Origin of the sequence: Streptomyces sp. NBC_01465 (genome assembly GCF_036227325.1) — a bacterium.
In the GTDB taxonomy this organism is placed as follows: domain Bacteria; phylum Actinomycetota; class Actinomycetes; order Streptomycetales; family Streptomycetaceae; genus Streptomyces.
On record NZ_CP109467.1, the window covers coordinates 7,435,641 to 7,462,229 of the forward strand.

18 protein-coding genes and 1 pseudogene are annotated in these 26,589 nt (G+C 70.8%); 10 read left to right on the plus strand and 9 right to left on the minus strand.

The features are described 5' to 3' along the window. Positions 1 to 2 precede the first annotated feature (2 nt). The 3 genes and pseudogenes from eboE to OG707_RS34700 all read left to right on the plus strand — a co-directional run bounded on the left by eboE (position 3) and on the right by OG707_RS34700 (position 3,828). Positions 3 to 1,172: a metabolite traffic protein EboE gene (eboE, locus tag OG707_RS34690; protein ID WP_329125500.1), complete on the plus strand. Its 1,170-nt coding sequence runs from the start codon at positions 3 to 5 to the stop codon at positions 1,170 to 1,172. Next, a pseudogene (locus tag OG707_RS34695) lies at positions 1,169 to 2,563 on the plus strand (nucleotide pyrophosphatase/phosphodiesterase family protein); the annotation flags it as partial. The gene eboE and the pseudogene OG707_RS34695, both read left to right, overlap by 4 nt. A gap of 101 nt (positions 2,564 to 2,664) precedes the next feature. Continuing rightward, entirely contained in the window at positions 2,665 to 3,828 is a 1,164-nt protein-coding gene (locus OG707_RS34700) for a sugar phosphate isomerase/epimerase family protein (protein ID WP_329125504.1), read from the plus strand. An 82-nt stretch (positions 3,829 to 3,910) separates the two neighbouring features. Here OG707_RS34700 and OG707_RS34705 read toward each other — a convergent pair whose 3' ends face one another. The 4 genes from OG707_RS34705 to frc form a co-directional block, all read right to left on the minus strand. Then, positions 3,911 to 5,290, minus strand: coding sequence for an OFA family MFS transporter (locus OG707_RS34705; RefSeq protein WP_329125506.1), 1,380 nt, complete (start codon positions 5,288 to 5,290; stop codon positions 3,911 to 3,913). A gap of 1 nt (position 5,291) precedes the next feature. Continuing rightward, the gene (locus OG707_RS34710) at positions 5,292 to 6,689 is read right to left on the minus strand and encodes an OFA family MFS transporter (RefSeq protein ID WP_329125508.1); all 1,398 of its coding nucleotides are present in this window, start codon (positions 6,687 to 6,689) and stop codon (positions 5,292 to 5,294) included. Between the two features lie 100 nt (positions 6,690 to 6,789). Next, positions 6,790 to 8,949: an acetate--CoA ligase family protein gene (locus OG707_RS34715; protein ID WP_329125510.1), complete on the minus strand. Its 2,160-nt coding sequence runs from the start codon at positions 8,947 to 8,949 to the stop codon at positions 6,790 to 6,792. After that, positions 8,949 to 10,178, minus strand: a complete 1,230-nt coding sequence (frc, locus tag OG707_RS34720; protein WP_329125513.1) for a formyl-CoA transferase — start codon at positions 10,176 to 10,178, stop codon at positions 8,949 to 8,951. The genes OG707_RS34715 and frc overlap by 1 nt, the downstream gene beginning before the upstream one ends. A gap of 166 nt (positions 10,179 to 10,344) precedes the next feature. On the opposite strand from frc, the gene sucC reads away from it, so the two are divergent. From sucC to OG707_RS34735, 3 genes are all read left to right on the plus strand, one after another. Next, positions 10,345 to 11,484 carry an ADP-forming succinate--CoA ligase subunit beta gene (sucC, locus tag OG707_RS34725; protein ID WP_329125515.1) on the plus strand — a complete coding sequence of 380 codons (1,140 nt, stop codon included), beginning with the start codon at positions 10,345 to 10,347 and terminating at the stop codon, positions 11,482 to 11,484. A 2-nt stretch (positions 11,485 to 11,486) separates the two neighbouring features. After that, positions 11,487 to 12,389 (plus strand): succinate--CoA ligase subunit alpha, encoded by a 903-nt coding sequence (gene sucD / locus OG707_RS34730; protein ID WP_329125517.1) that lies wholly within the window; start codon positions 11,487 to 11,489, stop codon positions 12,387 to 12,389. A gap of 124 nt (positions 12,390 to 12,513) precedes the next feature. Further along, positions 12,514 to 14,055, plus strand: coding sequence for an aldehyde dehydrogenase family protein (locus OG707_RS34735; RefSeq protein WP_329125519.1), 1,542 nt, complete (start codon positions 12,514 to 12,516; stop codon positions 14,053 to 14,055). A gap of 39 nt (positions 14,056 to 14,094) precedes the next feature. Here the strand turns inward: OG707_RS34735 and OG707_RS34740 are convergent, their stop codons facing one another. Next, positions 14,095 to 15,399 (minus strand): DUF2254 domain-containing protein, encoded by a 1,305-nt coding sequence (locus tag OG707_RS34740; RefSeq protein WP_329128130.1) that lies wholly within the window; start codon positions 15,397 to 15,399, stop codon positions 14,095 to 14,097. Between the two features lie 68 nt (positions 15,400 to 15,467). Beyond that, positions 15,468 to 16,271, minus strand: a complete 804-nt coding sequence (locus OG707_RS34745) for an AraC family transcriptional regulator (RefSeq protein WP_329125521.1) — start codon at positions 16,269 to 16,271, stop codon at positions 15,468 to 15,470. A 117-nt stretch (positions 16,272 to 16,388) separates the two neighbouring features. On the opposite strand from OG707_RS34745, the gene OG707_RS34750 reads away from it, so the two are divergent. Continuing rightward, positions 16,389 to 17,132 (plus strand): phytanoyl-CoA dioxygenase family protein, encoded by a 744-nt coding sequence (locus OG707_RS34750; protein WP_329125523.1) that lies wholly within the window; start codon positions 16,389 to 16,391, stop codon positions 17,130 to 17,132. A 6-nt stretch (positions 17,133 to 17,138) separates the two neighbouring features. Here the strand turns inward: OG707_RS34750 and OG707_RS34755 are convergent, their stop codons facing one another. Then, positions 17,139 to 17,768: a histidine phosphatase family protein gene (locus tag OG707_RS34755; protein ID WP_329125525.1), complete on the minus strand. Its 630-nt coding sequence runs from the start codon at positions 17,766 to 17,768 to the stop codon at positions 17,139 to 17,141. After that, a complete protein-coding gene (locus tag OG707_RS34760; RefSeq protein WP_329125526.1) occupies positions 17,765 to 19,246 on the minus strand; it encodes an FGGY-family carbohydrate kinase in 1,482 nt (493 codons plus the stop codon). The genes OG707_RS34755 and OG707_RS34760 overlap by 4 nt, the downstream gene beginning before the upstream one ends. A 132-nt stretch (positions 19,247 to 19,378) precedes the next feature. Here OG707_RS34760 and OG707_RS34765 point away from each other — a divergent pair, with 132 nt between their 5' ends. From OG707_RS34765 to OG707_RS34775, 3 genes are read left to right on the plus strand one after another with little or no spacing between them, the layout of a single operon-like run. Further along, positions 19,379 to 20,161, plus strand: a complete 783-nt coding sequence (locus OG707_RS34765; RefSeq protein WP_329125528.1) for a DeoR/GlpR family DNA-binding transcription regulator — start codon at positions 19,379 to 19,381, stop codon at positions 20,159 to 20,161. Between the two features lie 14 nt (positions 20,162 to 20,175). Then, positions 20,176 to 21,192: a 2-hydroxyacid dehydrogenase gene (locus OG707_RS34770; protein WP_329125530.1), complete on the plus strand. Its 1,017-nt coding sequence runs from the start codon at positions 20,176 to 20,178 to the stop codon at positions 21,190 to 21,192. Between the two features lie 49 nt (positions 21,193 to 21,241). Then, positions 21,242 to 22,693 carry an FGGY-family carbohydrate kinase gene (locus OG707_RS34775; protein ID WP_329125532.1) on the plus strand — a complete coding sequence of 484 codons (1,452 nt, stop codon included), beginning with the start codon at positions 21,242 to 21,244 and terminating at the stop codon, positions 22,691 to 22,693. Here OG707_RS34775 and OG707_RS34780 read toward each other — a convergent pair whose 3' ends face one another. Continuing rightward, entirely contained in the window at positions 22,694 to 26,584 is a 3,891-nt protein-coding gene (locus OG707_RS34780) for a glycosyl hydrolase (protein WP_329125534.1), read from the minus strand. It abuts the gene before it with no gap. Between the last annotated feature and the right edge of the window lie 5 nt (positions 26,585 to 26,589).

Genomic DNA, 26,589 nt, shown 5'->3' on the forward strand with positions numbered 1-26,589 from the left:
CCATGCGCTTCCGCCACCCCGACGGCTCGACCGTCCATCTCTCCTACTGCACCAACGTCCACCCCGCCGAGACCCTCGACGGCGTACGCGACCAGCTCCGCGACCACTGTGAACCCGTACGGAAGCGACTCGGCCGCGACCGCCTCGGTATCGGGCTCTGGCTGGCGAGGGACGCCGCCCGGGCCCTGATCACCGACCCGGCCGCCCTGCGCGGCCTGCGCGGCGAGCTCGACCGGCGGGGACTGGAGGTCGTCACCCTCAACGGCTTCCCCTACGAGGGCTTCGGCGCCGAAGAGGTCAAGTACCGCGTGTACAAGCCCGACTGGACCGACCCCGAACGCCTCGCCCACACCACCGACCTGGCCCGCCTCCTCGCATCCCTGCTCCCCGACGACGCCACCGAGGGCTCCATCTCGACCCTCCCGCTCGCCTGGCGCACACCTTTCGACGACGAGGCGGCCGAGGCGTCCCGCACCGCGCTGACCACCCTCGCAGGCCGCCTCGACGCCATCGAGGAGCTCACGGGGAAGTCGATACGGATCGCCCTCGAACCCGAGCCGGGCTGCACCGTCGAGACCACCGCGGACGCGATCGGCCCGCTCACCGCCATCGCATCCCCGCGCATCGGCATCTGCATCGACACCTGCCATCTGGCCACCTCCTTCGAGGACCCCTCGACCGCCCTCGCCGCCCTCGCAGCGGCCGGAGTCCCCATCCCCAAGGCCCAGCTCTCCGCCGCCCTGCACGCCGAACACCCCCACCTCCCCGAAGTCCGCGAGGCCCTCGCCGCTTTCGCCGAACCCCGGTTCCTCCACCAGACCCGCACCCGGACCCGTACGGGACTGCGCGGTACGGACGACCTGGACACCGCCCTCACCGGCGGCGAACTCCCCGACTCCACCCCGTGGCGCTCCCACTTCCACGTCCCCCTCCATGCCCCGCCCGCCCCACCACTCACCTCCACCCTCCCCGTGCTCCAGGACGTGCTGGCCCGTCTCGTCGGCGGCGCGAAACCGCTCACCCGCCACCTCGAGGTCGAGACCTACACCTGGCAGGCGCTCCCCACCGAGCTGCGCCCCCGCAACCGCACCCAGCTCGCCGACGGGATCGCCGCCGAACTCACCCTCGCCCGCGATCTGTTGACCGACCTCGGACTGAAGGAGCTGCCATGACCGAGCCCATAACCGGGTCCACCGGCCCCACCCCCCTCCTCGTCCTCGACGTCGTCGGCCTCACCCCCCAGCTCCTCGACCACATGCCCCGCCTCAAGACCCTCGCCCAGTCCGGCTCGCAGGCGCCGCTCTCCACCGTCCTGCCCGCCGTCACCTGCGCCGCGCAGTCCACCTTCCTCACCGGCACCACCCCCGCCGAACACGGCATCGTCGGCAACGGCTGGTACTTCCGCGACCTCGGCGAGGTCCTGCTCTGGCGCCAGCACAACGGCCTCGTCGAGGGCGACAAGATCTGGGACGCCGCCCGCCGCTCCCACCCCGGCTACACCGTCGCCAACATCTGCTGGTGGTACGCGATGGGCGCCGACACCGACATCACCGTCACCCCCCGCCCCGTCTACTACGCCGACGGCCGCAAGGAACCCGACTGCTACACCCGGCCCCCGGCCCTGCACGACGAACTCACCGAGAAATTCGGCACGTTCCCCCTCTTCCACTTCTGGGGCCCGGGCGCCGACCTCGTCTCCTCCCAGTGGATCGTCGACGCGACCCGCCACATCATCACCACCCGCCACCCCGATCTGGCCCTCTGCTACCTCCCTCATCTCGACTACGACCTCCAGCGGTACGGACCCGACGACCCGCGCTCCCTCCAGGCAGCAGCGGACCTCGACGCCGTCATGGCCCCGCTCCTCGACGACGCCAGGGCCGAGGGCCGCACCGTCGTCGCGCTCTCCGAGTACGGCATCACCCCGGTCAGCCGCCCCGTCGACATCAACCGAGCGCTGCGCAGGGCCGGCCTCCTGGAGGTCCACACCCAGGACGGCATGGAGTACCTCGACCCCATGACGTCGCGGGCCTTCGCCGTCTCCGACCACCAGATCGCCCACATCTACGTCCGCCGCCCCGAGGACCTCGACGCCACCCGCGAAGCCCTCCACGGCCTCGCCGGAATCGAGCAACTCCTCGACGACGAGGGCAAGAAGGCACACGGCCTCGACCACCCCCGCTCCGGCGAACTGGTCGCCGTCGCCGACCCCGATGCCTGGTTCACGTACTACTACTGGCTCGACGACGCCCGCGCCCCCGACTTCGCGCAGCTCGTCGAGATCCACCGCAAACCCGGCTACGACCCCGTCGAGCTCTTCCTCGACCCCCTCGACCCGTACGTGAAGATCAAGGCGGCCAAGGCCGTGGCCCGCAAGAAGCTCGGCATGCGCTACCGGATGGCCGTGGTCCCCCTGGACCCTTCACCTATCCGCGGCAGCCACGGCCGCCTCCCCCTGAGCGACGACACCGGTCCGCTCATCATCAGCTCCACCCCCCGCGCCTTCGGTGACCGCGTACCGGCCACCGATGTGAAGTCCCTGCTCCTCGGCCTGGCGGGCCTGGCCCGACCCGGCGGAGAAGTAGTTACGGAAAGTGAAGCACGCGCCACTGACAACGCGCCGACGGCGCCCGCCCGCAGCCCGCACACAGAAGTGAGGCATCCGTGAGCAACCACCACGACCTTCCCGCCGAGTCCCTGAGACAGCGCCTCGGCATCAACCGCCGCAACTTCCTCTCCACCTGCACCGCAGCCGCCGTCGGTGCGATCGCGGCCCCGGTGTTCGGCGCCTCGCCGGCCTTCGCCCAGTCGCAGACGCAGGGCGGCCACGGCCACGACCACGGCCGGGGCAGCGTCCTCGTCCCCGCCGGCAAGCGCGGCATCATCCTCTACACCGTGCGTGACGCGACGGGCCGCGACCCGCTCTCCTCCGACCTGCCCTCCGGCTTCCGCGAGGTCTTCAAGGAGCTGGCCCGCTACGGCTACAAGCAGGTCGAGTTCGCCGGCTACGGCCAGCACGCCAACGCCCCCGGCGGCGCCAACCTCGAATCCGTGGAAGGCGCGAAGCTGCTCCGCTCCTGGCTCGACGAGTACGGTCTGCGCGCCCAGGGCAACCACGGCTTCATCCCCGGATCGTGGCCCCTCAGCGAGCCCGACACCGAGACGTTCAAGAAGCACCTGGAGATCGCCAACATCCTCGGGATGGACCACGTGGGCACAGGTGGCGACCCCACCGGCAGCGCCTACCGGGCCGACTGGGACGTGGCGGCCGACAAGTGGAACGCACTCGGCGCCATCGCGCACCGCGCGGGTCTCAAGCTCTACACCCACAACCACGACGCGGCGTACGACTTCCTGCTCGACGGCGGCCCGCTCGACGCCCAGGGCCGCCCGACTCGCAGCTCCGGCATCCGCAAGCTGGAGTACTTCCTCAAGGCCACCGACCCGAGGACCGTCTGGCTGGAGATGGACATCTTCTGGGCGCACGTCGCCCAGTACAAGTTCCACACGTACACCGCCCACGACGGCTCGGCCCACGAGAAGGTCTTCGACCCGGCCGCCCTGGTCCGCGCCCACAACAAGCGCTACCCGCTCTTCCACGCCAAGGACGGCACCCGTAACGACACCAACGGCATGGGCTACGACATGGTGCCCTTCGGCACCGGTGTCATCGACTACACCCGCTTCTTCAGCCGCGTCGGCGAGAAGAACTACCACAACCCCATGGTCGAGCAGGACAACGCACCGAGCTCCACGGACCTCGGCCAGTCCCTGAAGCACGCGAAGATCGGCTACGACCACCTGGCCGCGCTCCGCGGGAAGTGCTGACCCTCTTCCCACCCCGCACACGCAACTGAGGGGGCCCGGCCATCAGGCCGGGCCCCCTCAGTACGCCTTCACCGCACCGTTGTTACGCGGGTACGGCCACCGCCTTCTCCCCCCGGGGCTGCCGCAGCAGCAACGAAAGGCAGGCGGCCACGATCGAGACTCCGCCGGCCATCGCATACGCCCCGTCGTAGCCCCACGAGTCGACGACCATCGCGCCGAGCCCGCCACCGAACAGGCCGCTCACCAGCTTGGCGCTGTAGACCATGCCATAGTTCGATGCGTTGTTGTTCTCGCCGAAGTAGTCCGGTACGAGGGCCGCGAAGAGCGGATAGAACGCGCCGCCCGCGAAGCCGGACACAAAGGCGAAGACCAGGAACAGCCACTCGCTGCGGACGTCGCCCGCCCACAGCACCCCGAACTGCGCGACCGCCAGGGTCAGACAGACGTAGGTGAGGGTGCGCTGACGGCCGAGCCGGTCGGAGAGCCAGCCGACGACCCCGCGCCCGGTGCCGTTGATCACCGACATGACACCCATCGAGGAGGCCGCGATGAGCGGGCCGAAGCCGATGTCCTTGGCGTACGGAACCTGGAAGGAGATCCCGAAGATGGAGACGCCCGCACAGCACAGCATGCAGAACCACATCAGCGGGACGACCCCGGTCTTCAGCGCCTCGCCCGGCGTGAACTGCCGTACCGCGGGCGGGTTCTTGGCCATCGCCAGGGCGATCTTCTCGTCGCTCGCGGTGTTCAGCGGGTCCACCTCGGCCGGCCACCAGTTCTTCGGCGGGTCCTTGAAGAACATCCCGGCCACCAGCGTCACGGCGAGGACGTAGAAGCCGACGAGGTCCAGCACGGTGCGGTAGTTCGAGGTGTTGAAGCCGTACTGGAAGAGGAAGATGAACGGCACGGCCCCGTACGCGAACGCCCCGTTGACCAGGCCCGTCTTGCCGCCCTTGCGCTCCGGGTACCACTTGCCGACCATGTTGACGCAGGTCGAGTAGATCAGCCCGGACCCCGTACCGCCGAGGAAGCCGAAGCCGACCAGAGCGAAACCGATGTTGGGCGCGTGGCTGAGGCTCACGAACCCCAGCAGGGAGAGCACCGAACCGATCAGCATCGCCGCCCGGCTGGTGAGGATCCCCTTCTCGCGCAGTTTGCCGGTCGGGAAGGACACCGCCGCCTGGAAGAAGATCCAGACGCTCAGCACCCAGAAGGTGTTGGAGGACGTCCAGTGCTTCGCCTCGGAAAGCGTGTCCTCGGCGGATCCGAAGGCGTACTCGAAGACGCTGATGGCGAGCATCGCCGCCCAGGGCAGCGCCACCATCGTCCAGCGCGGCCGGCCGAGTATCCGGTGGTCGCTCTCGCCGATCCGGTAGACGCGGCCGCGGGCGTCCTTGACCTCTCGATATGCCTGACCGGCGGTGGCCCGTCCGGTCTCGGTGGCTGTGTGTTCCGTTGTCATCTCAGGCCATCTCCTCGCCAAGCGGTTGCGGGTTCGGCTGGAGGCGTCGCTTGACCTGCGGCTGCGGACGTCCTGGAGCCTTGAGGAAGAGTGCGAGCACGGCTGATGCGAAGCCGATGGAACCGGCGAACGCGAAGGCGCCGCCGTATCCCCACGAGTCGACGGCGACGGCGCCCATGCCGGAGCCGACGAGGCCGGAGATCAGCTTGGAGCTGTAGACCATGCCGTAGTTGGAAGCGTTGTGGTTCTCACCGAAGTAGTCCGCGGTCATCGCCGCGAACAGGGGGAAGATGGCGCCGCCGCCGAAGCCGGAGACCATCGAGCAGAAGAGGAAGAAGGGCATCGAGCCGATGTCCCCGGAGAAGAAGACCCCGAACTGCGCGGCCCCCAGCACGATGCAGACGATGATCAGGGTGTTGCGGCGGCCGTACTTGTCGGAGATCCAGCCGATGACACCGCGGCCTGTGCCGTTCACGATCGCCTTGAGCGACATGGCCGTTGCCACGATCCCGCCGGCGAAGCCCATCTCCTTGCCGAACGGCACCTGCATGGCGATGCCGAAGATGTTGATGCCGGCCGTGCAGAGCAGGCAGAACCACATCATCCACAGCAGGGGAGTCCTGGCCGCCTCCCGCGGGGTGTACTGCTTGACCGCCGGAGGGTTCTTCGCCAGCGCCCGGACGATCCGGGGGTCGTCGGAGACCTTCAGCGGGTCGACGTGCGCGGGCCACCAGTTCTTCGGCGGGTCCTTGAAGAACCAGCCGGCGACCGCGACGACGGTGCAGCAGACCACGCCGACCATCACCAGCACGGTCTCGTAGTTGGAGAGGTCCATGTACGAGGTGAAGAGGAAGACGAAGGGCACCGAGCCATAGGCGAAACCGCCGTTGACCATGCCGGTCTTGCCGCCCTTGCGCTCCGGGTACCACTTGCCGACCATGTTCACGCAGGTCGCGTAGACGAGGCCGGCGCCGATGCCGCTGAACATCCCGAAGCCGAGGTACGCGACGGCCACATGCGGTGCGTACGCCAGGGACAGATAGCCCAGTACGGTTCCGAGCGCGCCAAGGAGCATCGCGCTCCTGGCCGGCAGCCGCCCGCTCTCGCGCAGCTGCCCCGCGGGGAAGGCCACGGCCGCCTGGAAGAAGATCCAGACGCCCATCAGCCAGAAGATGTGCCCGCTGTCCCACAGATGTGCGTCGTGGAGCGTGTCCTCGGCGGACGTGAAGGCGTACTCCGAGGAACTGATGCCCAGCATGCCCATCCATGGGAAGAGCACCATGGTCCAGCGTGGTCGTCCCATGATGTGCCGGTCGGTCTCTCCGAGCCGGTACACACGGCCGTTCGCGTCCCTGACTTCGCGGTACGGAACAGGTGTGTTGATCGAAGTGGTGGTCATGTCGGTTTCGCACTCCTATGTGTCGAAAGAGCTGGCCAGCGCCCCCTGTCCAATGCCTTTCGCATGCGCGCGTGCGCCGGGACCCGACGGTCCCCTCAGCTCATGTGCGGCCTCCCAACAGACCTGCGGCCCGGGCCCACCGATACTTCGCGCCGAGCGCGGCGACCGGCTTCTCCGTCGTGTACGGGTAGGCCACGACACCCCGCTCGAAGAGGTACTGGCAGGCCTCCTCGACCTCGACGTCGCCCGCCAGGGACGCGACCACCGGCTTCTGGATGCCGCGCAGCCTGAACTCCTCCACCACGCGCGCCGTCAGCTCCGCGAAGACCATCGGGGGAGTGACGATCGTGTGCCAGTAGCCGAGGACCAGCGAGTGGATCCGCGGATCCTCGAGGCCCAGGCGGATCGTCGCCTCGTACGTCGACGGCGGCTCGCCGCCCGTGATGTCGATGGGGTTGCCGGCCGCGCCGAAGGGCGGGATGAAGGCCTTGAACGCGGCGTCCAGGTCGTCCGGGATCTCCATCAGCGAGAGCCCGTTGTCGACGATCGCGTCGGAGAGCAGCACTCCGGAGCCGCCGGCCCCCGTGATGATGACGACGTTGTCGCCCTTGGGGGTGGGCAGCACGGGCAGGGCCCGCGCGTACTCCAGCATCTCGCTCAGACCGGGCGCCCTGATCACCCCGGCCTGCTTGAGGATGTCCTCGTACACCGCGTCGTCCCCTGCAAGGGCCCCGGTGTGCGAGCCCGCCGCCTTCGCACCGGCGCTGGTGCGGCCCGCCTTGAGGACCACGACCGGCTTCTTCGGCACGGTCGCGCGGGCCGCGTCGACGAAGGCGCGGCCGTCCTTGAGGTCCTCCAGGTGCATGGCGATGCACTGGGTGTTGGGGTCCTCGCCGAACCAGGTCAGCAGGTCGTCCTCGTCCAGGTCCGACTTGTTGCCGAGCCCCACGATGGCCGAGACACCGGTCCTGGTGGTGCGCGCGAACCCGAGGATCGCCATCCCGATGCCGCCGGACTGCGAGGTGAGGGCGACGCCGCCCTTCACGTCGTACGGCGTGCAGAAGGTGGCGCAGAGGTCGTGCCACGTCGAGTAGTAGCCGTAGATGTTCGGGCCGAGCAGCCGTACTCCGTACCGCTCCGCGATGGCCACGAGCTCGTCCTGCATGGCCTGTTCGCCGGTCTCGGCGAAGCCGGACGGGATGAGGACGGCGTTGGGTATCCCCTTGCGGCCGACCTCTTCGAGGGCGGCGGCGACGAACTGCGCGGGGATCGCGAAGACCGCCACATCAGGCTCACCAGGAACATCCATGACGCTCTTGTAAGCCTTACGGCCGAGTATGTCGTCGGCCTTGCGGTTCACCGGGTGGATATCTCCCGGAAAACCCCCTGCCACCAGGTTCTTCATGACCGAATTGCCGATCTTCCCCTCCTCGTTGGAGGCACCGATGACGGCGACCGAGCGCGGCTGCATCAGCCGGCGCATCGAGGTGAGGATCTCCGAGCGGCTGTACGAACGCCGGGGGGCCGGGGCCGGTCCGCCGAGCAGGATCCGTACGTCGGCGGCCATCACCCCGTCCGCGGACGCGAAGACCGGGTTGAGGTCGATCTCCGCGATCTCGGGGAAGTCGGCCGCCAGTTGCGAGACGCCGACGATCAGATGGGAGAGCGTCGTACGGTCCACGGCCGCCCCGCCCCGCACCCCGCGCAGGACCTCAGCGGCCCGGATCGAGTCCAGCATCGACAGCGCGTCGTCCTCGGAGGCGGGCGCGAGCCGGAAGGTGATGTCCTTCAGCACCTCCACCAGCACCCCGCCGAGCCCGAACGCGACGATCTTGCCGAAGGTGGGGTCGGTGACCATGCCGACGATCACCTCGGTCCCGGCCGGCACCATCTGCTGGACCTGGACGCCGAGGAGCGTCGCATCGGGCGCGTACCGGCGGGCGTTGGCGACGATCGAGGTGAAGGCGGCCCGCACCTCGGCATGCGTCGCGACTCCGATCCGTACGCCGCCCGCGTCCGTCTTGTGCACGATCTCGGGGGAGACGATCTTGAGCGCGACCGGGAACCCGATCCGGTCGGCCAGCGCCACCGCCTCGTCCGCGCACTCGGCGAGCGCCTCGGCGGGGACGGGGATGTCGTACGCGTCCGCGATCCGCTTGGCCTCGGGCGCGGTGAGGGCGCTGCGGCCCTCGGCGAGGGCCGCGTCGAGCACCGCCCTGACCGCTGCCTGGTCGGGCTGCGCTGTTCCGGGGAGCGGCATCAGATGACTCCTGCGGTCTTGAGCAGGCGCAACTCCTCGTCGCCCAGACCGAGTTCGCCGATGTACACCTCCGCGTTGTGCTCACCGAGCAGGGGGGAGGTGGTGACGTCGACGGGGGAGTCGGAGAGCTTCAGCGGGGAGCCGACGGTGGTGAAGGTGCCGCGCTCGGGATGCTCGACCTCGACGACGATCTCGTTGGCGGCGAGGGATGCGTCCTCGATGATCTCCTTGGTGGAGAGGATCGGTCCGCAGGGGACGTTGCGGGCGTTGAGTTTCTCCAGGACCTCCCACTTGGGGAGGGTCGAGGTCCACTCCTCGATGAGCTGGAACATCTTGGGGAGCTTGGGCAGCCGGGCCTCCGGCGTCGCCCAGTCCGGGTCCTCGGCCAGTTCGGGGCGCCCGATGAGTTCGCTGATGGGCTGCCAGCCGACCGGCTGCACGATGACATAGACGTAGTCGTTGGGTCCGCCGGGTGCGCACCTGACCGCCCAGCCCGGCTGACCGCCGCCGCTCGCGTTGCCCGAGCGCGGCACCGCCTCGCCGAAGTCCTCGTTGGGGTACTCCGCCAACGGGCCGTGGGCCAGGCGCTGTTGGTCGCGCAGCTTCACCCGGCAGAGATTGAGCACGGCGTGCTGCATGGCGACGTTGACGCGCTGCCCGCGCCCGGTGTTCTCCCGCTGGAAGAGCGCGGCGAGGATGCCGGCCACGGCGTGGATGCCGGTGCCCGAGTCGCCGATCTGCGCGCCGGTCGCCAGCGGCGGGCCGTCCTCGAAGCCGGTGGAGGTCATCGAGCCGCCCATGGCCTGCGCGACGACCTCGTACGCCTTGAAGTTGGTGTACGGGCCGTCCCCGAAGCCCTTGATGGAGGCGTAGACGATCCTCGGGTTGATCTCCTGGATCTTCTCCCAGGTGAAGCCCATCCGGTCGACCGCGCCCGGGCCGAAGTTCTCCACCATCACGTCCGAGCGGCGGATGAGCTCGGTGAGGATCTCCTTGCCGCGCTCCGACTTGGTGTTGAGCGTGATGCTCCGCTTGTTGCAGTTGAGCATCGTGAAGTAGAGCGAGTCGACGTCCGGGAGATCGCGGAGCTGCTTGCGGGTGATGTCCCCGGAGGGCGCCTCCAGCTTCACCACGTCTGCGCCGAGCCAGGCGAGGAGCTGGGTGGCCGAGGGCCCGGACTGTACATGGGTCATGTCGAGGACGCGTATGCCCTCTAGAGCTTTGGTCACGTCAAGGCCCCTCACTGCGTGTACATGGGTCTGGGGTAGGGGTGTTGGAGCTCCGTTCGGTACATTGCATACAGTCGACGAATACTGTATGAACCTTGTTATCCCCCATCTGAGGGGTGGTGTCCAGGGGGCGTGCGGCACTTTTCCGACCGAGTCAGGAGCCTGCATGGATCTGTACGAGCACCAGGCAAGGGAACTCTTCAAGGACCACGGCATTCCGGTGCCGGACGCGGCAGTTGTCGCCGCACCGCGGGAGGCGAGGGCGGCAGCGGAGGCGCTCGGCGGCCCCGTCGTCGTCAAGGCCCAGGTGAAAACCGGTGGCCGCGGCAAGGCGGGCGGCGTGAAGTTCGCGGCCGACCCCGCATCGGCGGAACTCACCGCCCGTCAGATGCTCGGGATGGACATCAAGGGCCACACCGTCCGCACGGTCATGCTGGCCCAACCGGTCGACATCGAGGCCGAGTTCTACGTCGGCTACGTACTGGACCGCGCGGCCGGCACCTTCCTCGCCATCGCATCGGCGGAGGGCGGCATGGACATCGAGGACGTGGCCGCGACCCGCCCCGACGCGGTCGCCCGTATCCCCGTCGACGCCTCCGAGGGTGTCACCGCGGACAAGGCGGCCGAGATCGCGGCCGCGGCCGGGCTCCCCGTGGAGGCCGCGACCGTACTGCAGCAGCTCTGGCAGGTCCTGGTCCGCGAGGATGCCCTGCTCGTGGAGGTGAACCCGCTCGTCCGCACCACCGACGGACGGATCCTCGCCCTCGACGGCAAGGTCACCCTCGACGACAACGCGGCCTTCCGGCAGGCACGTTGGGGCACCGACCACACCGATCCGCACGCGGACGCGCTGGAGGCGGCCGCGGCAGCCAAGGGTCTCAACTACGTCAAGCTCGACGGACAGGTCGGCATCATCGGCAACGGCGCGGGTCTCGTCATGTCCACCCTCGACGTCGTCGCGGGCTGCGGCGCGAAGCCCGCCAACTTCCTCGACATCGGGGGAGGCGCCTCCGCCCGGATCATGGCCGACGGTCTCTCCGTCATCCTCTCCGACCCCGACGTGCGGTCCGTCTTCGTCAACGTCTTCGGCGGCATCACCGCCTGCGACGCGGTCGCCGACGGCATCGTCCAGGCCCTGGAATCCGTCCACTTGACCAAGCCCCTGGTCGTACGGCTCGACGGCAACAACGCCGCCCTCGGCCGCGCGATGCTGAGCGAGAGGGCCCATCCGCTCGTACAACAGGCCACCACGATGGACGGTGCGGCCCGCCGCGCCGCAGATCTTGCGACGCAGGGAGTGCGATAGAGATGGCGATCTTCCTCACCAAGGAGTCCACGGTCCTCGTCCAGGGCATGACCGGCGGCGAAGGCATGAAGCACACCCGCCGCATGCTCGCCGCGGGCACCGAGATCGTAGGCGGCGTCAACCCGCGCAAGGCCGGCCAGGTCGTCGACTTCGACGACCGCACCGTCCCCGTCTTCGGCTCCGTCGCCGAAGGCATGGCGGCCACCGGCGCGGACGTCACCGTCATCTTCGTCCCGCCGCCCTTCGCCAAGGCCGCCGTCCTGGAGGCGGCCGACGCGGGGATCGGCCTCGCCGTCGTCATCACCGAGGGCATCCCCGTCCACGACGCCGTGCTCTTCCAGGCGTACGCGAAGAAGAAGGGCACCCGCGTCATCGGCCCCAACTGCCCAGGACTCATCAGCCCCGGCCAGTCCAACGCCGGCATCATCCCCGCCGACATCGCCACCAAGCCCGGCCGGATCGGCCTGGTCTCCAAGTCCGGCACCCTCACCTACCAGCTGATGCACGAGCTGCGCGAAGTGGGCTTCTCCTCGGCGGTCGGCATCGGCGGCGACCCCGTCGTCGGCACCACCCACATCGACGCTCTCGCCGCCTTCCAGGACGATCCCGACACCGAACTGATCGTCCTGATCGGCGAGATCGGCGGCGACGCGGAGGAGCGTGCGGCCGCGTACATCGCCGCGCACGTCACCAAACCGGTCGTCGGCTACATCGCCGGCTTCACCGCCCCCGAGGGCCGGACCATGGGCCACGCGGGGGCGATCGTCTCCGGCTCGTCCGGCACCGCCCGGGCCAAGAAAGAGGCCCTGGAAGCCGCCGGAGTCGCGGTCGGCACCACCCCGACCGAGACCGCGGGCCTCGTACTCGCCCTCCTCTCGGAAGCAAGTGAAGTCACGCACAATTAACGGCCGTCACGTATCGCAGCCGTTCGTCCCTCACTACCGTCACCGTACGGACCGCCCTGTGCGAAGGCGGCCGTGAGAGCCACCCACACTGCCCCGCCCACTCCACGAGCGGAGAACTGTACCGATGGCACCCACCCTCATCCTCAAGCCCGGAACCTCCTGGTCCGACGCCTGGCAGCGCTGCCGGGCCGTCGCCCCCGAGGCCTTCGGCGACGACCGCGTCCTCAACCTCTGGGGCTCCCAGTGGAAGGCCGACGGCCGCGCCCTGCCCGCCACTTCACCCGTCGACGGCAGCCCCATAGCCGGCCCGCCGCGCCTCGACGCCGCCACCGCCCAGCAGGCGGTACGCGCCTCGCTCGACCAGCACCGCGCCTGGCGGCACATCCCGCTGCCCGAACGCCGCGCCCGCGTCTCGGCCACCCTCGACGCCCTGACCGAACACCGTGAACTCCTCGCCCTCCTCCTCGTCTGGGAGATCGGCAAGCCCTGGCGCCTCGCCCAGGCCGACGTGGACCGCGCCATCGACGGAGTGCGCTGGTACGTCGACGGCATCGAATCCATGGTGGAAGGCCGCACCCCGCTCCCCGGGCCGGTCTCCAACATCGCCAGCTGGAACTACCCCATGTCCGTCCTGGTCCACGCGATGCTGGTGCAGGCCCTGGCCGGCAACGCCGTCATCGCCAAGGCCCCGACGGACGGCGGCGTCGCCTGCCTGACCCTCGCCAGCGCCCTCGCGGCCCGCGAAGGCATCCCCGTCACCCTGGTCAGCGGCAGCGGCGGCGAACTCTCCGAAGCCCTCGTCCGCTCGCCCGAGATCGGCTGCGTCTCCTTCGTCGGAGGCCGCGACACCGGCGCCCGTATCGCCACCGCCGTGGCCGACCTCGGCAAGCGCCACATCCTCGAACAGGAGGGCCTCAACACCTGGGGCATCTGGAACTGCACGGACTGGGACTCCCTCTCCGCCGTCATCCCCAAGCTCTTCGACTACGGCAAGCAGCGCTGCACCGCCTACCCCCGCTTCGTCGTCCAGCGCAGCGCCTTCGACCAGTTCCTCGGTGCCTACCTCCCCGCCGTACGCTCCCTGCGCACCGGCCACCCCCTGGCGGTCGAGCACCCCGAAGACCCGCTCCCCGAACTGGACTTCGGCCCCCTCATCAACGCGGCCAAGGCCAAGGAGCTCGCCGACCAGGTGGCCGAGGCCATCGACCGCGGTGCCGTACCCCTGCACCGCGCGACGCCCGACCAGGGCCGCTTCCTGCCGGGCCAGGACACCAGCGCCTACCTCCAGCCGGTGACCCTCCTCAACCCGCCCCCGTCCTCCCCGCTGCACCACGCGGAACCCTTCGGCCCGGTCGACACCATCGTCCTGGTCGACACGGAGGCGGAGCTGCTCGCCGCCATGAACGCCTCCAACGGGGCGCTGGTGGCCACCCTCTCCACGGACGACCCGGCGACGTACGAACGCCTCGCACCCCAGATCCGCGCCTTCAAGATCGGCAAGTCGAAGCCGCGCTCGCGCGGCGACCGCGACGAACTCTTCGGCGGACTCGGCGCCTCCTGGCGCGGTGCCTTCGTCGGCGGTGAACTCCTCGTCCACGCGGTGACCGAAGGCCCGGTGGGGGAGCGGCTGCCCGGGAACTTCCCGGACTACCAGCTGATCCCGTAAGGCCCAGGGGCCCGTACGGGGGTAGCCCTCCGTACGGGCTCAGCCGATCCCCTGATGGTCGGGGGAGAGCGCGAAGACCTGGTCCGCCTGTTCGGGGACGGCCCGCTCCACCGCCCGTACGAGCAACTCGCGATGGTGCGCGATCACACCCCTGCGTCCGGCCGGCGCCAGCGCCTCCAGATCGTCGAGCACCGCCATCAGCCGCCGCGTCACCTGGGGCGATCCGACCGCGCACCCGCGCACCTCGGCCAGCCCCAGATTCACCAGGTCGGTCCACTCGGGCACGGGCTGCACCAGCCGTACGACGCCCTTCGCGTCCCGGTGCTGCACCGCACCCAGCGGCTGGTCGGCGACGGCCGCGAGCAGCTGCATGATCCGGTCCAGGCACTGCACGGCGGTCGTCGGATCGTTGACGGCGGGCGACAGGGCGCGCAGCGCGATGTCCGAGAGCTGGCGCAGACCGAAGCCGAGATCCTGGTGGAAGGTCCGCTCGGCCGCGACCGAGACCGACGACCGCACGAGGGCGGACGCCCGCCGCGGGACCGCCCCGCCGTGCACGGCGAGCAGCGCCGTCCCCGGCACGACGAAGTCCCCGATGCGCGGAATGAGGCGTACGGCAAGCCCGTTGCGGCGCGCCACGTGCACGAGCCGCGCGATGTTCACGTCCCGCAGCACGCCCGCGCGGCCGGTGTGCCGCACGACCCCCGACTCCTCCGGAAGCTCCCAGGCCGCATCCCACGCACCGGGCTGGCGCGCCAGCACACGGAACGACTCGCGGGCGATGCGGTCCACCACCTGCCCCACGCGCATCAGCCGCAGCGTGGAGTTCACATACGCGACGAAGAGCAGCAGGCTGAGCCCCACCATGACCAGCGTCAGCACGCTCTGCACCAGCGGAACGGTGGTCAGCTGCTGGGGATCGGTCTCGCTCTCGTACGACGACAGCACGGCGAGCGACAGCACGAACGTCGCCAGGAACACCGCGAACGTCGACTTGGTGATCCGGGAGCGCACGAAGATGCGCACGACCCGCGGACTGAACTGCCCGGCCGCCATCTGCACGGCCACCAGGGAGATGGAGAACACCACACCGATGAAGGTCATCATCGCGGAGCTCACGGTGGAGACGACGGGCTTGACGTCCTCCGTGATCTTGGCCAGATCGGTGAGGAGATCGAGCTCCCCGTCGTCCTGCAGCTGCTGCACGATCGCGGTGTCCACGGCGGACGCGGCGAGCCAGGCCAGCATCACCAGCGCCATCGCGGCCATCGGGGCGAACCAGAAGTTGTCCCGCAGATGCTCCCGTACGGGGGACAGGAGCCGGGGCCGGCGGTAGGCACTCATCGCGTCGCTCACCCGGCGAAGGCTATGGGTCGCACCGGGCGACGGCCGGACAACACACGGCACGCAGGTCACGGGGCGTCCGGCCGGAACGTCTCCCGGTAGCGGGCCGGGCCGAGGCCGAAGTGGCGGCGGAAGCGGCGGCTCGCGTAGTTGGGATCCGGCCAGCCGACCCGGCGGCCCACCGCGGCCACGGTGAGGTCCGTCCCGAGCAGGAGCGCGGCGGCCCGCTCGGCCCGCAGCCGGCCGAGGTGGGCCATCGGGGCGGTGCCGAGCTGCCGGGTGAACAGCCGCGCCAGATGGGTGCCCGACAGCCCGACACAGGACGCGAGCCGGTCCACCGACCAGGGGTCGGCGAGGCGGTCCTCCAGCAGCCGGGCGGCGTGGAGCACCGCGGGATGAGGTGTTGTGCGCTCCTCGGGAGGGGTGCCGAGGACATCGCCCAGGGCGCAGAGGAGCAGTCCGATGCGTACGGCATGACTCGGCCCGTCCCCGGCCAGGGCGGGCAGACAGTACTCCGCCAGCGCCATGGCGTCCTCGTCCAGGTGCGGCGGCCGGTCCGACGGAGGTCCGGGGCGCAGCCAGGCGAGTTCGCGGCGGAGCACCCGGGCGTCGACGTAGACGTTGTACAGGGCCAGGTCGTGGCATTCCTCGTAGCCGTGCCAGTCGCCCGGGGCCAGCAACACGGCTGATCCGCGGGCGAGTTCACGGCGGCCGGCCGCCGACACGTGCACGGCGCGGCCCGCGGTGACCAGGGCCAGCTCGACGAAGTCATGGGCGTGCGGGCGGGTGGTCGCGGGCAGTCCTTCGCAGCGCTCGGCCGAGACCGTGGGGGTGCCGGCGCTGAAGACTTCCGTACGTAGTACGCGGTGCATCGCTGCTCCCCTCGGCGCAGGCGGCCGGTCGGGATCGTGCTACTCCGAGGGCGCTTCCGTCCTGGTCCGGGCGCGCCCGTCGCTGCGACCGTGGTGAGGACTCCAGGAGGTTTCCCCATGCCGAGCAGTCCCAGCGAAGAACAGATCGCCGGATACCGGGAGAACGGCTTCGTCCATCTCCCCGGCGTCATCACCCCCGAAGAGGCCGAGCGTTACCGCAAGGCGGCGCTGGCCGCGCGCGAGCGGATCAGCGACCACTTCGACGGACAGGCCTTCACCCAGCTGCTGCAGCTTTGGCAGCAGGATGAGACGCTGCGCGGACTCACCCTGCATCCGGATCTCGCCCGTATCGCCACCCGGCTCGCCGGAATCCCGCTGCGGCTCTGGCACGACCAGCTGTTGATCAAGGAGCCGCACAACGGGGCCGCCACCGAGTTCCACCAGGACCAGCCGTACTGGCCGCACCAGGGCGTGCGGCACGCGCTGTCCGCCTGGGTGGCGCTCGTCGATGTACCCGTCGAGCGCGGCTGCATGACCTTCATCCCCGGCTCGCAGCGTCTGCACGGACTGAGGGCACAGGACCTCACCGACAGCGGTGATCTCTTCTCCCTGGCACCCGAACTCGCCTGGGAACCACGGGTGACCGTGCCGCTGCGCGCCGGGGACTGTACCTTCCACCACTCCCGCCTCGCCCATACCGCCACCCCCAACTTCACCGACGACCCGCGCGTCGCGCACGTGGTGATCTACGTGGACGAGGACCTGACGTACGCGCCGGAGCCGCCCCATCCGGTGACCGATCCGCTCGGTCTCGAACCCGGACAGAGGCTGCCCGACGCGCACTTCCCCCGACTGAGTTGATTTCCCCTACTGCGCCGCGACCGCCAGGGGCACGTTGTACGACATCAGGGCGGCCCGTCCGCCCTGCACCCGCAGCTCGGTGATCGCGCAATTGCCCATCCCCGGCAGCACCCGCCGGTACTCGCTCTCGGGGATGGACAGCAGGCGGCAGAGCGTCAGCCGCCAGAGGGTGTTGTGGGCGACCACCAGGACCCGGCGGCCGGGATGTGTCCCGGCGATGCGCAGCAGTGCTGCCGCACCACGGCCTGCCGCGGCCTTCGGGTCCTCGCCGTTCGGCAGCGGGTGGGCGGCCGGGTCCCGCTGGAAAGCCGCGACCTTCTGCGGATGTACGGCGCCGACTTCGCCGAGGGTCCGCCCCTCGGCGATCCCGAAGTCGCACTCGACGAGCTCCGGATCGACCACCGCGGTCAGTCTCGTACGGCGGGCGGCAGGGTCGGCGGTGCGCCGGGCGCGCGACAGAGGTGAGGTGACGATCGCGTCGAGGGCTGCTCCGGCCGCCCAGTCGCCGAGCGCGCGGGCCTGGTCGAGTCCCCGTGCGGTCAGGTCGATGTCGCTGACACCGGCGTAGCGGTTCTCCGCGTGCCAGACGGTTTCGCCGTGGCGGGTGAGCAGCAGGGTCGTGGGTGGGGTGGTCATCCGTGCTCCCGTGCGTGGGCGGCTGTCAGGGGCGGGAGCCAGCCGCGGTGTTCGAGTGCGTCGACGAGGGTGGCGAAGGGTGCGTCGAAGCGGCGGCCGACTTCTGGGCGCGGTTCGATCAGCGTACGTATGCGGACCATGGAGCGGGGGCCTACGGCGCCGTGGGTCACCGCATGGGCGGCGAGCACCGCCATGCCGAGCGCGGACTCGGCGTGCTCGGGGACCTCGGCGGGCATGCCGAGGATGTCCGCGCGCAGTTGGTTCCAGTACGGACTCGCGGTGGCGCCTCCGGTGAGGGCGAGCGGTGCGGTCACTGGTGCGCCCAACTGCCGGACGTAGGCCAGGCAGAGGCGCTCGACGAGGGCGACACCCTGCAGCAGGGCCGCGAAGTGGTCGGCTTCGTCGGCCGGTTGGCCCAGCAGGAAAGGTTCCGCGTCGGCCGCCAGGAACGGGAAGCGTTCTCCGCGCGAGACCAGGGGGTAGGCGACGGCGCCGGACGGTTCGTGGTGGGCGGCCAGCCGGTCCAGTCGTACGAGATCGGCTCCGGGGAAGGCCGCGGTGAGGGCTCCGGCGCCGACGCTGGAGGCGCCACCGGGGAGCCAGTTCCCGTCGGGGGAGCGGTGGTTGTAGAGGACGCCGGCGGGATCGTGGAGCGGAGTCGCGGTGACGCCCTTGAGGACGAGTGTCGTACCGAGCACGGAGTTCCAACGGCCGATGTCCCAGGCCCCGGAGGCGAGTTGGGCCGCGCAGCCGTCGGTCATGCCCGCCACGACCGGGGTGCCCTCGGCCAGGCCGGTACGGGTGGCCGCGTCCGGACAGACGGTGCCAAGAAGTGTGCCGGGGGCCACCACGTCCGGGAAGTCGAGCCCGTGGAGGCCGAGTTGCTCATGGACGGCGAGGGGCCAGGAGCGGGAGTGGAGGTCGTACCCGGTCTTCAGGGCGTGACTGGAGTCGGTCGCCACCGGGTGCCCGACGAGGCGGGAGGTGACGAAGTCCGCCTGGTGGCAGACGCGGGCCCCGGCGAGGGCGGTGTCCGGCGGGGGATGGCGGTCGAGCCAGAGGAGTTTGGCCAGGGCCCAGCTCGGCTGGATGCGGTGACCCAGCGCCTGCCAGAGTCCGTCTCCTGCCTGCTGGGCGTCGCGCGCCTCGGCCTCGGCCCGGCTGTCGTCGTACATGAGCGCAGGGGTGAGGGGGTTTCCGTCCGGGCCGGTCAGCAGCACCGTTCCTGACGTACTGCACACGGCGAGGCCCCGGACGTCCGAGGGGTGCAGGGCGGAGAGTGCCTGGCGGACCGCGGCGCAGACGCCCTCCCACCAGGCGGCCGGGAGTTGCTCGTGCCGGCCTCCGGAGCGCTCTCCGGTGAGTGGGGCGGAGCCGCGTCCGTGCACGGCTCCGTCCTCGGCAACGGCCAGAGCGCGCACGCTCTGTGTGCCCAAGTCGATGCCCAGCCACAGGTCTTGGCGGTGTGTGTCGCTCACGGGGTCCGCTCTTCCGTCGGCGATTTCCGGTGCTTTTCACACGGGAACCCTGGCACTGCAACAGGAATTGATGTTATATCCTCAGGACTTGGTGTTACTAGTGGGGTCGGACCGGAACGGGACTGAGGAACTGTGCAGGAGAAGAGTGAGCGCAGCCCCGCGCAGCGCCGCCGGGAGATCACCGACCACGTACTGAGCGAAGGCGCGACCTCGGCGTCGGACCTGGCGGAGCGGTTCGGTGTGAGCTCGATGACGATCTACCGCGACATCGACGAGCTCGAACGCGAAGGCATTCTGCGCAAGTACCGCGGAGGGGTGACCGCCCAGCCGTCCGGAGTGTTCGAGAGCAACGTCGCCTACCGCAAGAAGTCCATGCGCGAGGAGAAGGCGGCCATCGCGGCCAGGGCCGCGACCCTGATCGAACCCGGCATGTCCGTGATGATCGACGACTCGACCACCGCACTAGAACTCGCCCGACTCCTCCCCGGCATAGAGCCGTTGACCGTGGTGACCAACTTCCTCGAAGTGCTCAACCTGCTCTCCGACGAACGCGGACTGCACCTGATGGCGCTCGGCGGCGACTACGACCGGATGCACGACTCATTCCTGGGCGTGGCCTGCGTAGAAGCCGTCGAAGCACTCCGGGTCGACCTCTGCTTCGTCTCCACCTCCTCGGTGTACGGCGGCTACGCCTACCACCAGGAACAGCGCATCGTCGGCGTCAAGCGCGCCATGCTCAAAGCGGCAGGCCGCAGCGTCCTCATGGTCGACCACTCCAAGCTCGACCGCACCGCACTCCACCGCCTCACCCCCCTCTCCACGTTCGACCTGGTCCTCGTCGACGACCGCACACCCCCCGACGTCCTGCGCTCCCTCGACGAGAGTGGTGTGCGCTACGAGGTCGCCCCGATCTGAAGGAGACCGTGCCGATGAGAATCCTTGCCGCGGGCGACCACTTCGTCGCCCCCGAGCTGCTCACCCGGGAACTCCAGGACGAAATCGGCAAGGACCACACCATCGAAGGGCTGCTCCTGCCCTGGCCGCTGACCCCGTTCGGGCAGGTGGCGGAGGTGCATGAGGCATCGGGCGACGAGGACACCCTTCTTGCCGCACTGCGCGGGGCGCAGGTGTGCGTGACACAGATGGGGGCGGTGACACGCAAAGTCCTCGACGGTGCACCCGAGTTGCGGCTGGTCGTCGTCGGCCGGGGCGGCCCCGTCAATGTGAACCTCGAGGCGGCCGCCGAACGCGGTGTCCAGGTGTGCAACACCCCCGGCCGTAATGCGGCAGCCACCGCCGAGTACACGGTCGGGGTGATGCTCAGCGCGATGCGCCGCATCCCGGAGACCTCCGCCGCGCTCGCCGCCGGCCGCTGGGCGGGCGAGTTCTACACGTACGACAACTGCGGACCGGGACTGGACGGTGCACGCGTCGGGCTGGTCGGCTGCGGGGCGGTGGGCAGCCGGGTGGCGCGCGCGCTCACCGCGCTCGGCGCACAGGTCAACCTCTACGACCCTTACGCGGACCCGGAGTTGCTCCGCGCGGTGGGCAATCCTGTCGACGCACTCGACGACCTGCTCGGGATCAGTGACGTCCTCTCGCTGCACGCACGGCTGACCCCGCAGACGCGCGGGCTGATCGGCGCCCGCGAACTGGCCCTGCTCCCCGAGGGGGCGGTGGTGGTCAACTGCGCGCGCGGAGCGCTCCTGGACGAGGGCGCGCTCTGCGACGCACTCACGTCGGGTCGCCTCGCCGCGGCCGCCCTCGACGTGTTCGCCGAGGAACCCCCGCCGGCCGAATCGCCGTTGAGGACCGCGCCCCGGCTCGTCATGACACCCCATCTGGCGGGCGCCAACACCTCGGTCGCCCACAACGCGGCACGGATCGCGGCCGCCGAAGTCGGCAGATTCCTGCGCGGCGAACCCCTCGCGCATCGCGTGGTCTGACGGTTCACTGGCGGCGCAGGGCGCAGGGCAACAGCGGAGAGGAGTCACAGTGTTCATCGGACTGGACATGGGAACCTCGGTCGCCAAGGCGGTGGCCTTCGGCGAGGACGGCGAGGCGCTGCGGGAGAAATCGACGCCGATCTCCCTCGCCGGACAGGGAAGCCAGGTGGAACAGGACGTCGAAGAGGTGGTCCGCGCGGCCACCGGCGTCCTGGCAGAGGTCGCCGACGGCCGCACACCGGACCTGGTCGCCGTCACCGGGCAGGGTGACGGCCTGTGGCTCGTCGACGCCCAGGGGTGGCCGGTGCGCCCCGCCCTGTCGTGGATGGACGGCCGGGCGGGCGACCTCGTCGAGGGGTGGATGGCCGACGGCACCGCCGAGGAGATGTACCGCCGTACGGGGAACGTGCTCTTCCCCGGCTCGCCCGGACCCCTCCTGGCCTGGCTCGACCGCAACGAACCCAAGTCCCTCGACCTCGCCTCAACAGCCGCCGCCTGCAAGGACGTTGTCCAGCTCCGCCTGACCGGCGAGCGCGCCACCGACCTCTCCGACGCCTCGGTCCCCTTCCTCGACCCGCGCACCCGCACCTACGACCAGGGGGCCCTCGACGCCCTCGGCGTCGGCCACCGCGCCGGACTTCTGCCGCCCATATCCGGGTCGCTTCCGCTCGGACAGACGCACGGGCGCGTGCCCGGCCTCGCCCCCGGGACCCCGGTCACCTCGGGACCGTACGACCTCCCGGCCTGTGCGATCGGCGCCGGAGTGACCGAGCCGGGCGACGGGCTGCTCACCGTCGGTACGACGCTGGCGTGCCAAGTCGTCGTGGAGCACGTCGCGTTCGACGAGGACCCCGTCGGATTCCATCTCGCCCTGGCCCGCCCTGACCGCCATATGCGGGCGCTCCCCGCGATGACCGGGACCGTCGCCCTCGAATGGGCCCTGGACATGACCGGTACCTCGCACGACCAGCTCGCCGGGATCCTCGCCGAGAGCCCGCGCGGGGCCCGGGGCGTCGCCGCACTGCCGTATCTGTCGCCCTCGGGCGAACGCGTCCCGTTCGTCGACCCCGCGGCGCGCGCGGAGTTCACCGGAATCGATCTGCGGGCATCGCGCGCCGACCTGGTCCGCGCGATGTGCGAGGCCGTCGCGTTCGCGGCCCGCCACTGCCTGGACGCCGCGGGACTCACCGGCGCACTGGCCGTCTGCGGCGGCGGTACGCGCTCGCTCGCCTGGCTGCGCCTGTTCGCCGACGTCCTGGGCCGCCCGCTGCGCGTCGCACGCGGGCCCGAACCGGGCGCCCGCGGTGCCGTACTGGCGGGGATCGCCGCACACGGCAAGGCGCTGGGACACGAACTGGACGCCGCCGCGTGGACAGCACCCGACGCCGTCGTCGACCCCGACCCGGAAGGTGTCACCTTCTACGAACAGGCCTACGCCGACTACGAGTTCAGGGTCGCCAGCGCCCGCGCCCGCTGGCACGGAACACGGCACTCGGGCTGATCACTCCGGGGCGGCGTACAGCCGGACGGGCCCCATCAGTCCGGTGACGCGCTGCCCCGGGAAGACGAAATGGGTCGGGCTGGTGTCGTCCAGATGCGGGGCGAGCGTCCCGTACACGGTGATCTCCACCAGGTTGGGGCCGGGACGGAACAGCCCGCTCACGTCGAAGTCGTACGGGGAACACACCCGTACGCCCGCGGCCACGCCTCCCACCCGCACCTCCGCCGTCCCCCGCACCCGCCCGAGCGCGAGCCGCACGCACCGCTGCCCCCGCGCCACCTCCACCACACGGCTGTAGCGCACCCCGCCGCTGTACCCGGCAAGGCCCTGGTCCTCCCAGTCGCCCGTACGGATCCGGCCCGCCCCCACCGTGCACCGCAGCGGCCCCGCCAGCGCGGCACCACCCTCGCGGCCGGGGCGGGCGGCGATGCGCAGGGCGGCGGACCGCGGGCCTGTCGGCCCGTCGCCGGACAGATCGACGGTGACGGTGGATACGCCGCCGGGGCCCGGCACAGTGGTCGCCGCCCGCTGCCGGCCCTCGACGAAAACGGCTGTGTCCCCGTGCGTCCGAACCGACAACTGGCCTGTGCCCGGCGGCAGTTGGCACTCCATCCACTGCCCGGAAGGCCGGGTCCCGGGGGCGGCGAAGACGACCGGCACCACCGTGCCGTCAACGGCCTCCGGGTCCAGCCACGCGGCACCCGGCAGCGGATGCGGCCTCCGCCACAGATGCAACGCCGCCGGATCACCGGCCGGCTCGCGCCGCACCGCCACCCGCGCTCCCGCCCCGTCCCGCCAGTGGCCGTCGCTGTGCAGCGCCCCGAGCCGCCCACCGTCCGGACCGTGGAAGACGGCGTCCACCAGGACACCCCTCGGGTCCCCCGTCTCCACCGAGATCGCGTTGTCCCCGATCCGCAGCGCCCCCGCGACCTCATGTCGCCGTACCCGAGGGACCGCATGGTCGGCGTACGGGTCGAACCCGCCCTGTCTGCCCACCACTTCACCGTTGACGCGCAGCACGCACGGCCCGAAGGAGGCCACCTGGACGACGGCCCGCGCAGGGAGAGCGGTCAGCGCCACGGCCGTTCCGACGCGGTCCCCGACGATCCACTCCGGGCGGCGGCAGCGCTCGGCATCGCGCACCAGCGCCACATGTCCGCGCAGATCGATGTCCTGATCGGGGACCAGGTCCAGCTCCAGAAGGTGCCGCCCCGCCTCCAGACGTACGGCACCCAGCGCAAGATGCCCCCCGTCGTCCAGGTCCACCACCACGCCGTCCAGCCGTACGGTCTTCGCCGCGCCCGCCCCGACCATGAGCGCACCGTCGAAGGGATCCGCGACCAGCAGCTCGGTCCGCACCCGCGCCACCGCCCCTGCGGCCGTCGGCCCGATGTGCAGGAACTCCTCGGGCACATGCCCCTTGGGCCCCAGCACCGCACGGTGCACCGGATCCTTGTGAATGCCCCGCGAGTCCGACCACTCCAGCACCGACCGCACCTCGCCCGCCCGGTCGACCAGGACCGCGCGCGGCCCGAACGTGGCATGCACCGGCGCCTTCTCCCCGTCGCGGAACGCATGGCGCTCCAGGACGGCCGCGGACCCGGGAGGACCGGTCACGGGCCGCGCGAAATCGCCCCAGGTGTTGTCCAGCGTCGGTACGAGTGCCATCTCCCACGCCGCGTCCGCCGCGATCTCCGCGGCGAGTTCCGTCGCGGACGCGACCTCGTGCGCTTCCGGCAGCGGCTGTACGGGGAAGACCACCAGTGCCGCGGGACCGGCGTCGAACGGCACCTCGACCGCCCCGTCCCGTACGGGCAGGACACGGGGCGGGCCCCCGAACGGGTCGAGCAGCACCGCGGATCCCCGCGTCCCGCGAACCTCCAGCCGCGCCGTGCGCGCGTACCGGCCGGGGTCGAAGTCGTAGCGCGCGTCGAGCCAGCCCAGCGCGGCCCCCCGGGCGTCGGGAGCGGCCACCGACGCCTGCGTCGCGCGCGGCGAGGCGGCGGTCAGGAACACCACGGTGGCGCCCTCGACCCGGCGCACCAACGCGGGCACCGAGGCGGAGACGACTGGTGGAGTCCGGTCCAGCGCCTCCGCCAGGTCGTCCGCCGTACGGACGAAGACGGCCCGACCGTCGTCGAAGCAGGCCCTCAACTCGCCCAGGACCAGGGCACCTTCGGCTCCCAGCACCGTGCGGGGAAGTTCCCCCACCGCGACCACGTGTCCGCCCGCCGCCGCGAACTCCACCAGCCGCCGCGCGGTGTCCTGTTCGAGCACCGTGCACGCGGGCAGGACGACCGCCGCGTACGCCTCGTCCGCGACCCGCAGCCGCACCTCGCCGCCGGTGGAGTCGACCCGCGCCCGCACGAGCGACGCGTCGTCGACGACATCCGCGTCGAGACCGGCCCGGTCCAGGACCCCGGGCCGCGTCCGGAACCAGGTCATGTCGCCGACGAGGTCGAGATACGTGTCCTGTGCGCGCTCCGCGTCCCCCGACACCCCGTCGAGCGCGGTCCCGGCCTGCGCGGTGGCGGTGGGGAGCAGGACCGCGATGTCGCACACATGGCTGCCCAGGCTCAGTACCGCGCACAGCCGGGTCACCGCGTCGGCAAAGACACGGTGGTGTGCCCAGTAGGGCTGGCGCCAGTCGGTGCCGGGCGGCGCCCATTCCCACCAGCCGCCCTTGGTCGTGTAGTAGACGGCGTGGGGGTTGTAGAGGGTCGCTCCGGCGCGCAGCCAGGGCAGGAGCCAGTCGTACGTCTCCTCCAGGGTTCCGCCCCAGCCGGTCGAGTGGAACGCCTCGATCCAGGTGCGGGGGCGGCCGTAGAGATGGGCGAGCGAGGAGTGGATCCGGGCGTCGCCGTGGTGGTCGCTGCCGGGGGCGGAGAACCAGCGGTGGGTCCGGGCGTAGTCGGCGTAGAGCTGCACTCCGGCGACGGGGTGACCGGCGCGGGCCGGGTCCTGCTGGTCGCATCCGACGGTCAGGCCGTGGCCCTCGTGCCAGGCGGCGAGCGGCTGGAAGAACGCCTCCTCGGCGAGTTCGGCGCGGGTGAGGTGGTAGTCGTGGCGGATGCGGGCGGTGTCCGGACGGGTGCTGTCGGCGTACAACGCGTCGAGGTGCGGGGTGAGTTCGTAGCCCCGCCGTGCGGCGAAGGCCTCGGCGAACCCGGCCGACCAGGTGGGCAGTGACGGCAGTTCGTCCTGGAACGAGCCGACGACGACCGTGCCGAGCCGGTGGCCGAGCCGCCGCTCGAAGGCGCCGTGCACCTGGTCGAGGAGGGCCGCGCAGGCCGCCCGGCCGAGGTAGTCGAAGCCGAGGGCGGTGTGGTGATGGAGTGTGAGGCGCCATCGCCCCGGTCCCGGCGCCCGTATCTCCCCGCCCTCCACGGCCACTTGGACCGAAGGCCCCCGGCGCCTGTCCTTCGCGTCGACCGGTTCGGCGTGGCCTGCGAGCGCCTGTCCTTCCGCAGGGCAGCGCAGGGCGCCGCCGTCCTCGACCACCGTACGTACCCGCTCCAGCCTGCGGCCCGCGAAGGCGGGGGAGTCGTCCACGAGACGGGCCTGGAGGTCGGCTCCGGAGAAACCGAGCTGATCGTAGAACCAGAGACTGACGCCGAGTTCCTCCGCGTCCTCGCACACGCCGTCGAGGAGCACCCACCACGCGTCGGACATGAACGGCGGGTCGTCGGCGTCGGAGCCGAACAGCGGGCCCGAGGGTGCGAGGTTGAGCAGGACCAGGTTGAACACCCCGCCCTGGACGAAGCGTTGGAGCTGGTCGCGCAGCCGGGCCCGGTCGAGGCGCTCCCCGCTCCACCACCAGATCGCGGTGGGGGAGAACGCGCGGGGAGGCAGGGCGAGTACGGTCGCGATGCTCTGAGGTATGCCCTCCACGGTGT

Excerpts from the sequence above, each read along its gene's own strand:
- eboE (WP_329125500.1), top strand. The coding sequence starts at position 3 with ATGCGCTTCCGCCACCCCGACGGCTCGACCGTCCATCTCTCCTACTGC.
- OG707_RS34705 (WP_329125506.1), bottom strand. The coding sequence starts at position 5,290 with ATGACAACGGAACACACAGCCACCGAGACCGGACGGGCCACCGCCGGT.
- OG707_RS34710 (WP_329125508.1), bottom strand. The coding sequence starts at position 6,689 with ATGACCACCACTTCGATCAACACACCTGTTCCGTACCGCGAAGTCAGG.
- OG707_RS34715 (WP_329125510.1), bottom strand. The coding sequence starts at position 8,949 with ATGCCGCTCCCCGGAACAGCGCAGCCCGACCAGGCAGCGGTCAGGGCG.
- sucC (WP_329125515.1), top strand. The coding sequence starts at position 10,345 with ATGGATCTGTACGAGCACCAGGCAAGGGAACTCTTCAAGGACCACGGC.
- sucD (WP_329125517.1), top strand. The coding sequence starts at position 11,487 with ATGGCGATCTTCCTCACCAAGGAGTCCACGGTCCTCGTCCAGGGCATG.
- OG707_RS34735 (WP_329125519.1), top strand. The coding sequence starts at position 12,514 with ATGGCACCCACCCTCATCCTCAAGCCCGGAACCTCCTGGTCCGACGCC.
- OG707_RS34740 (WP_329128130.1), bottom strand. The coding sequence starts at position 15,399 with ATGAGTGCCTACCGCCGGCCCCGGCTCCTGTCCCCCGTACGGGAGCAT.
- OG707_RS34745 (WP_329125521.1), bottom strand. The coding sequence starts at position 16,271 with ATGCACCGCGTACTACGTACGGAAGTCTTCAGCGCCGGCACCCCCACG.
- OG707_RS34750 (WP_329125523.1), top strand. The coding sequence starts at position 16,389 with ATGCCGAGCAGTCCCAGCGAAGAACAGATCGCCGGATACCGGGAGAAC.
- OG707_RS34755 (WP_329125525.1), bottom strand. The coding sequence starts at position 17,768 with ATGACCACCCCACCCACGACCCTGCTGCTCACCCGCCACGGCGAAACC.
- OG707_RS34770 (WP_329125530.1), top strand. The coding sequence starts at position 20,176 with ATGAGAATCCTTGCCGCGGGCGACCACTTCGTCGCCCCCGAGCTGCTC.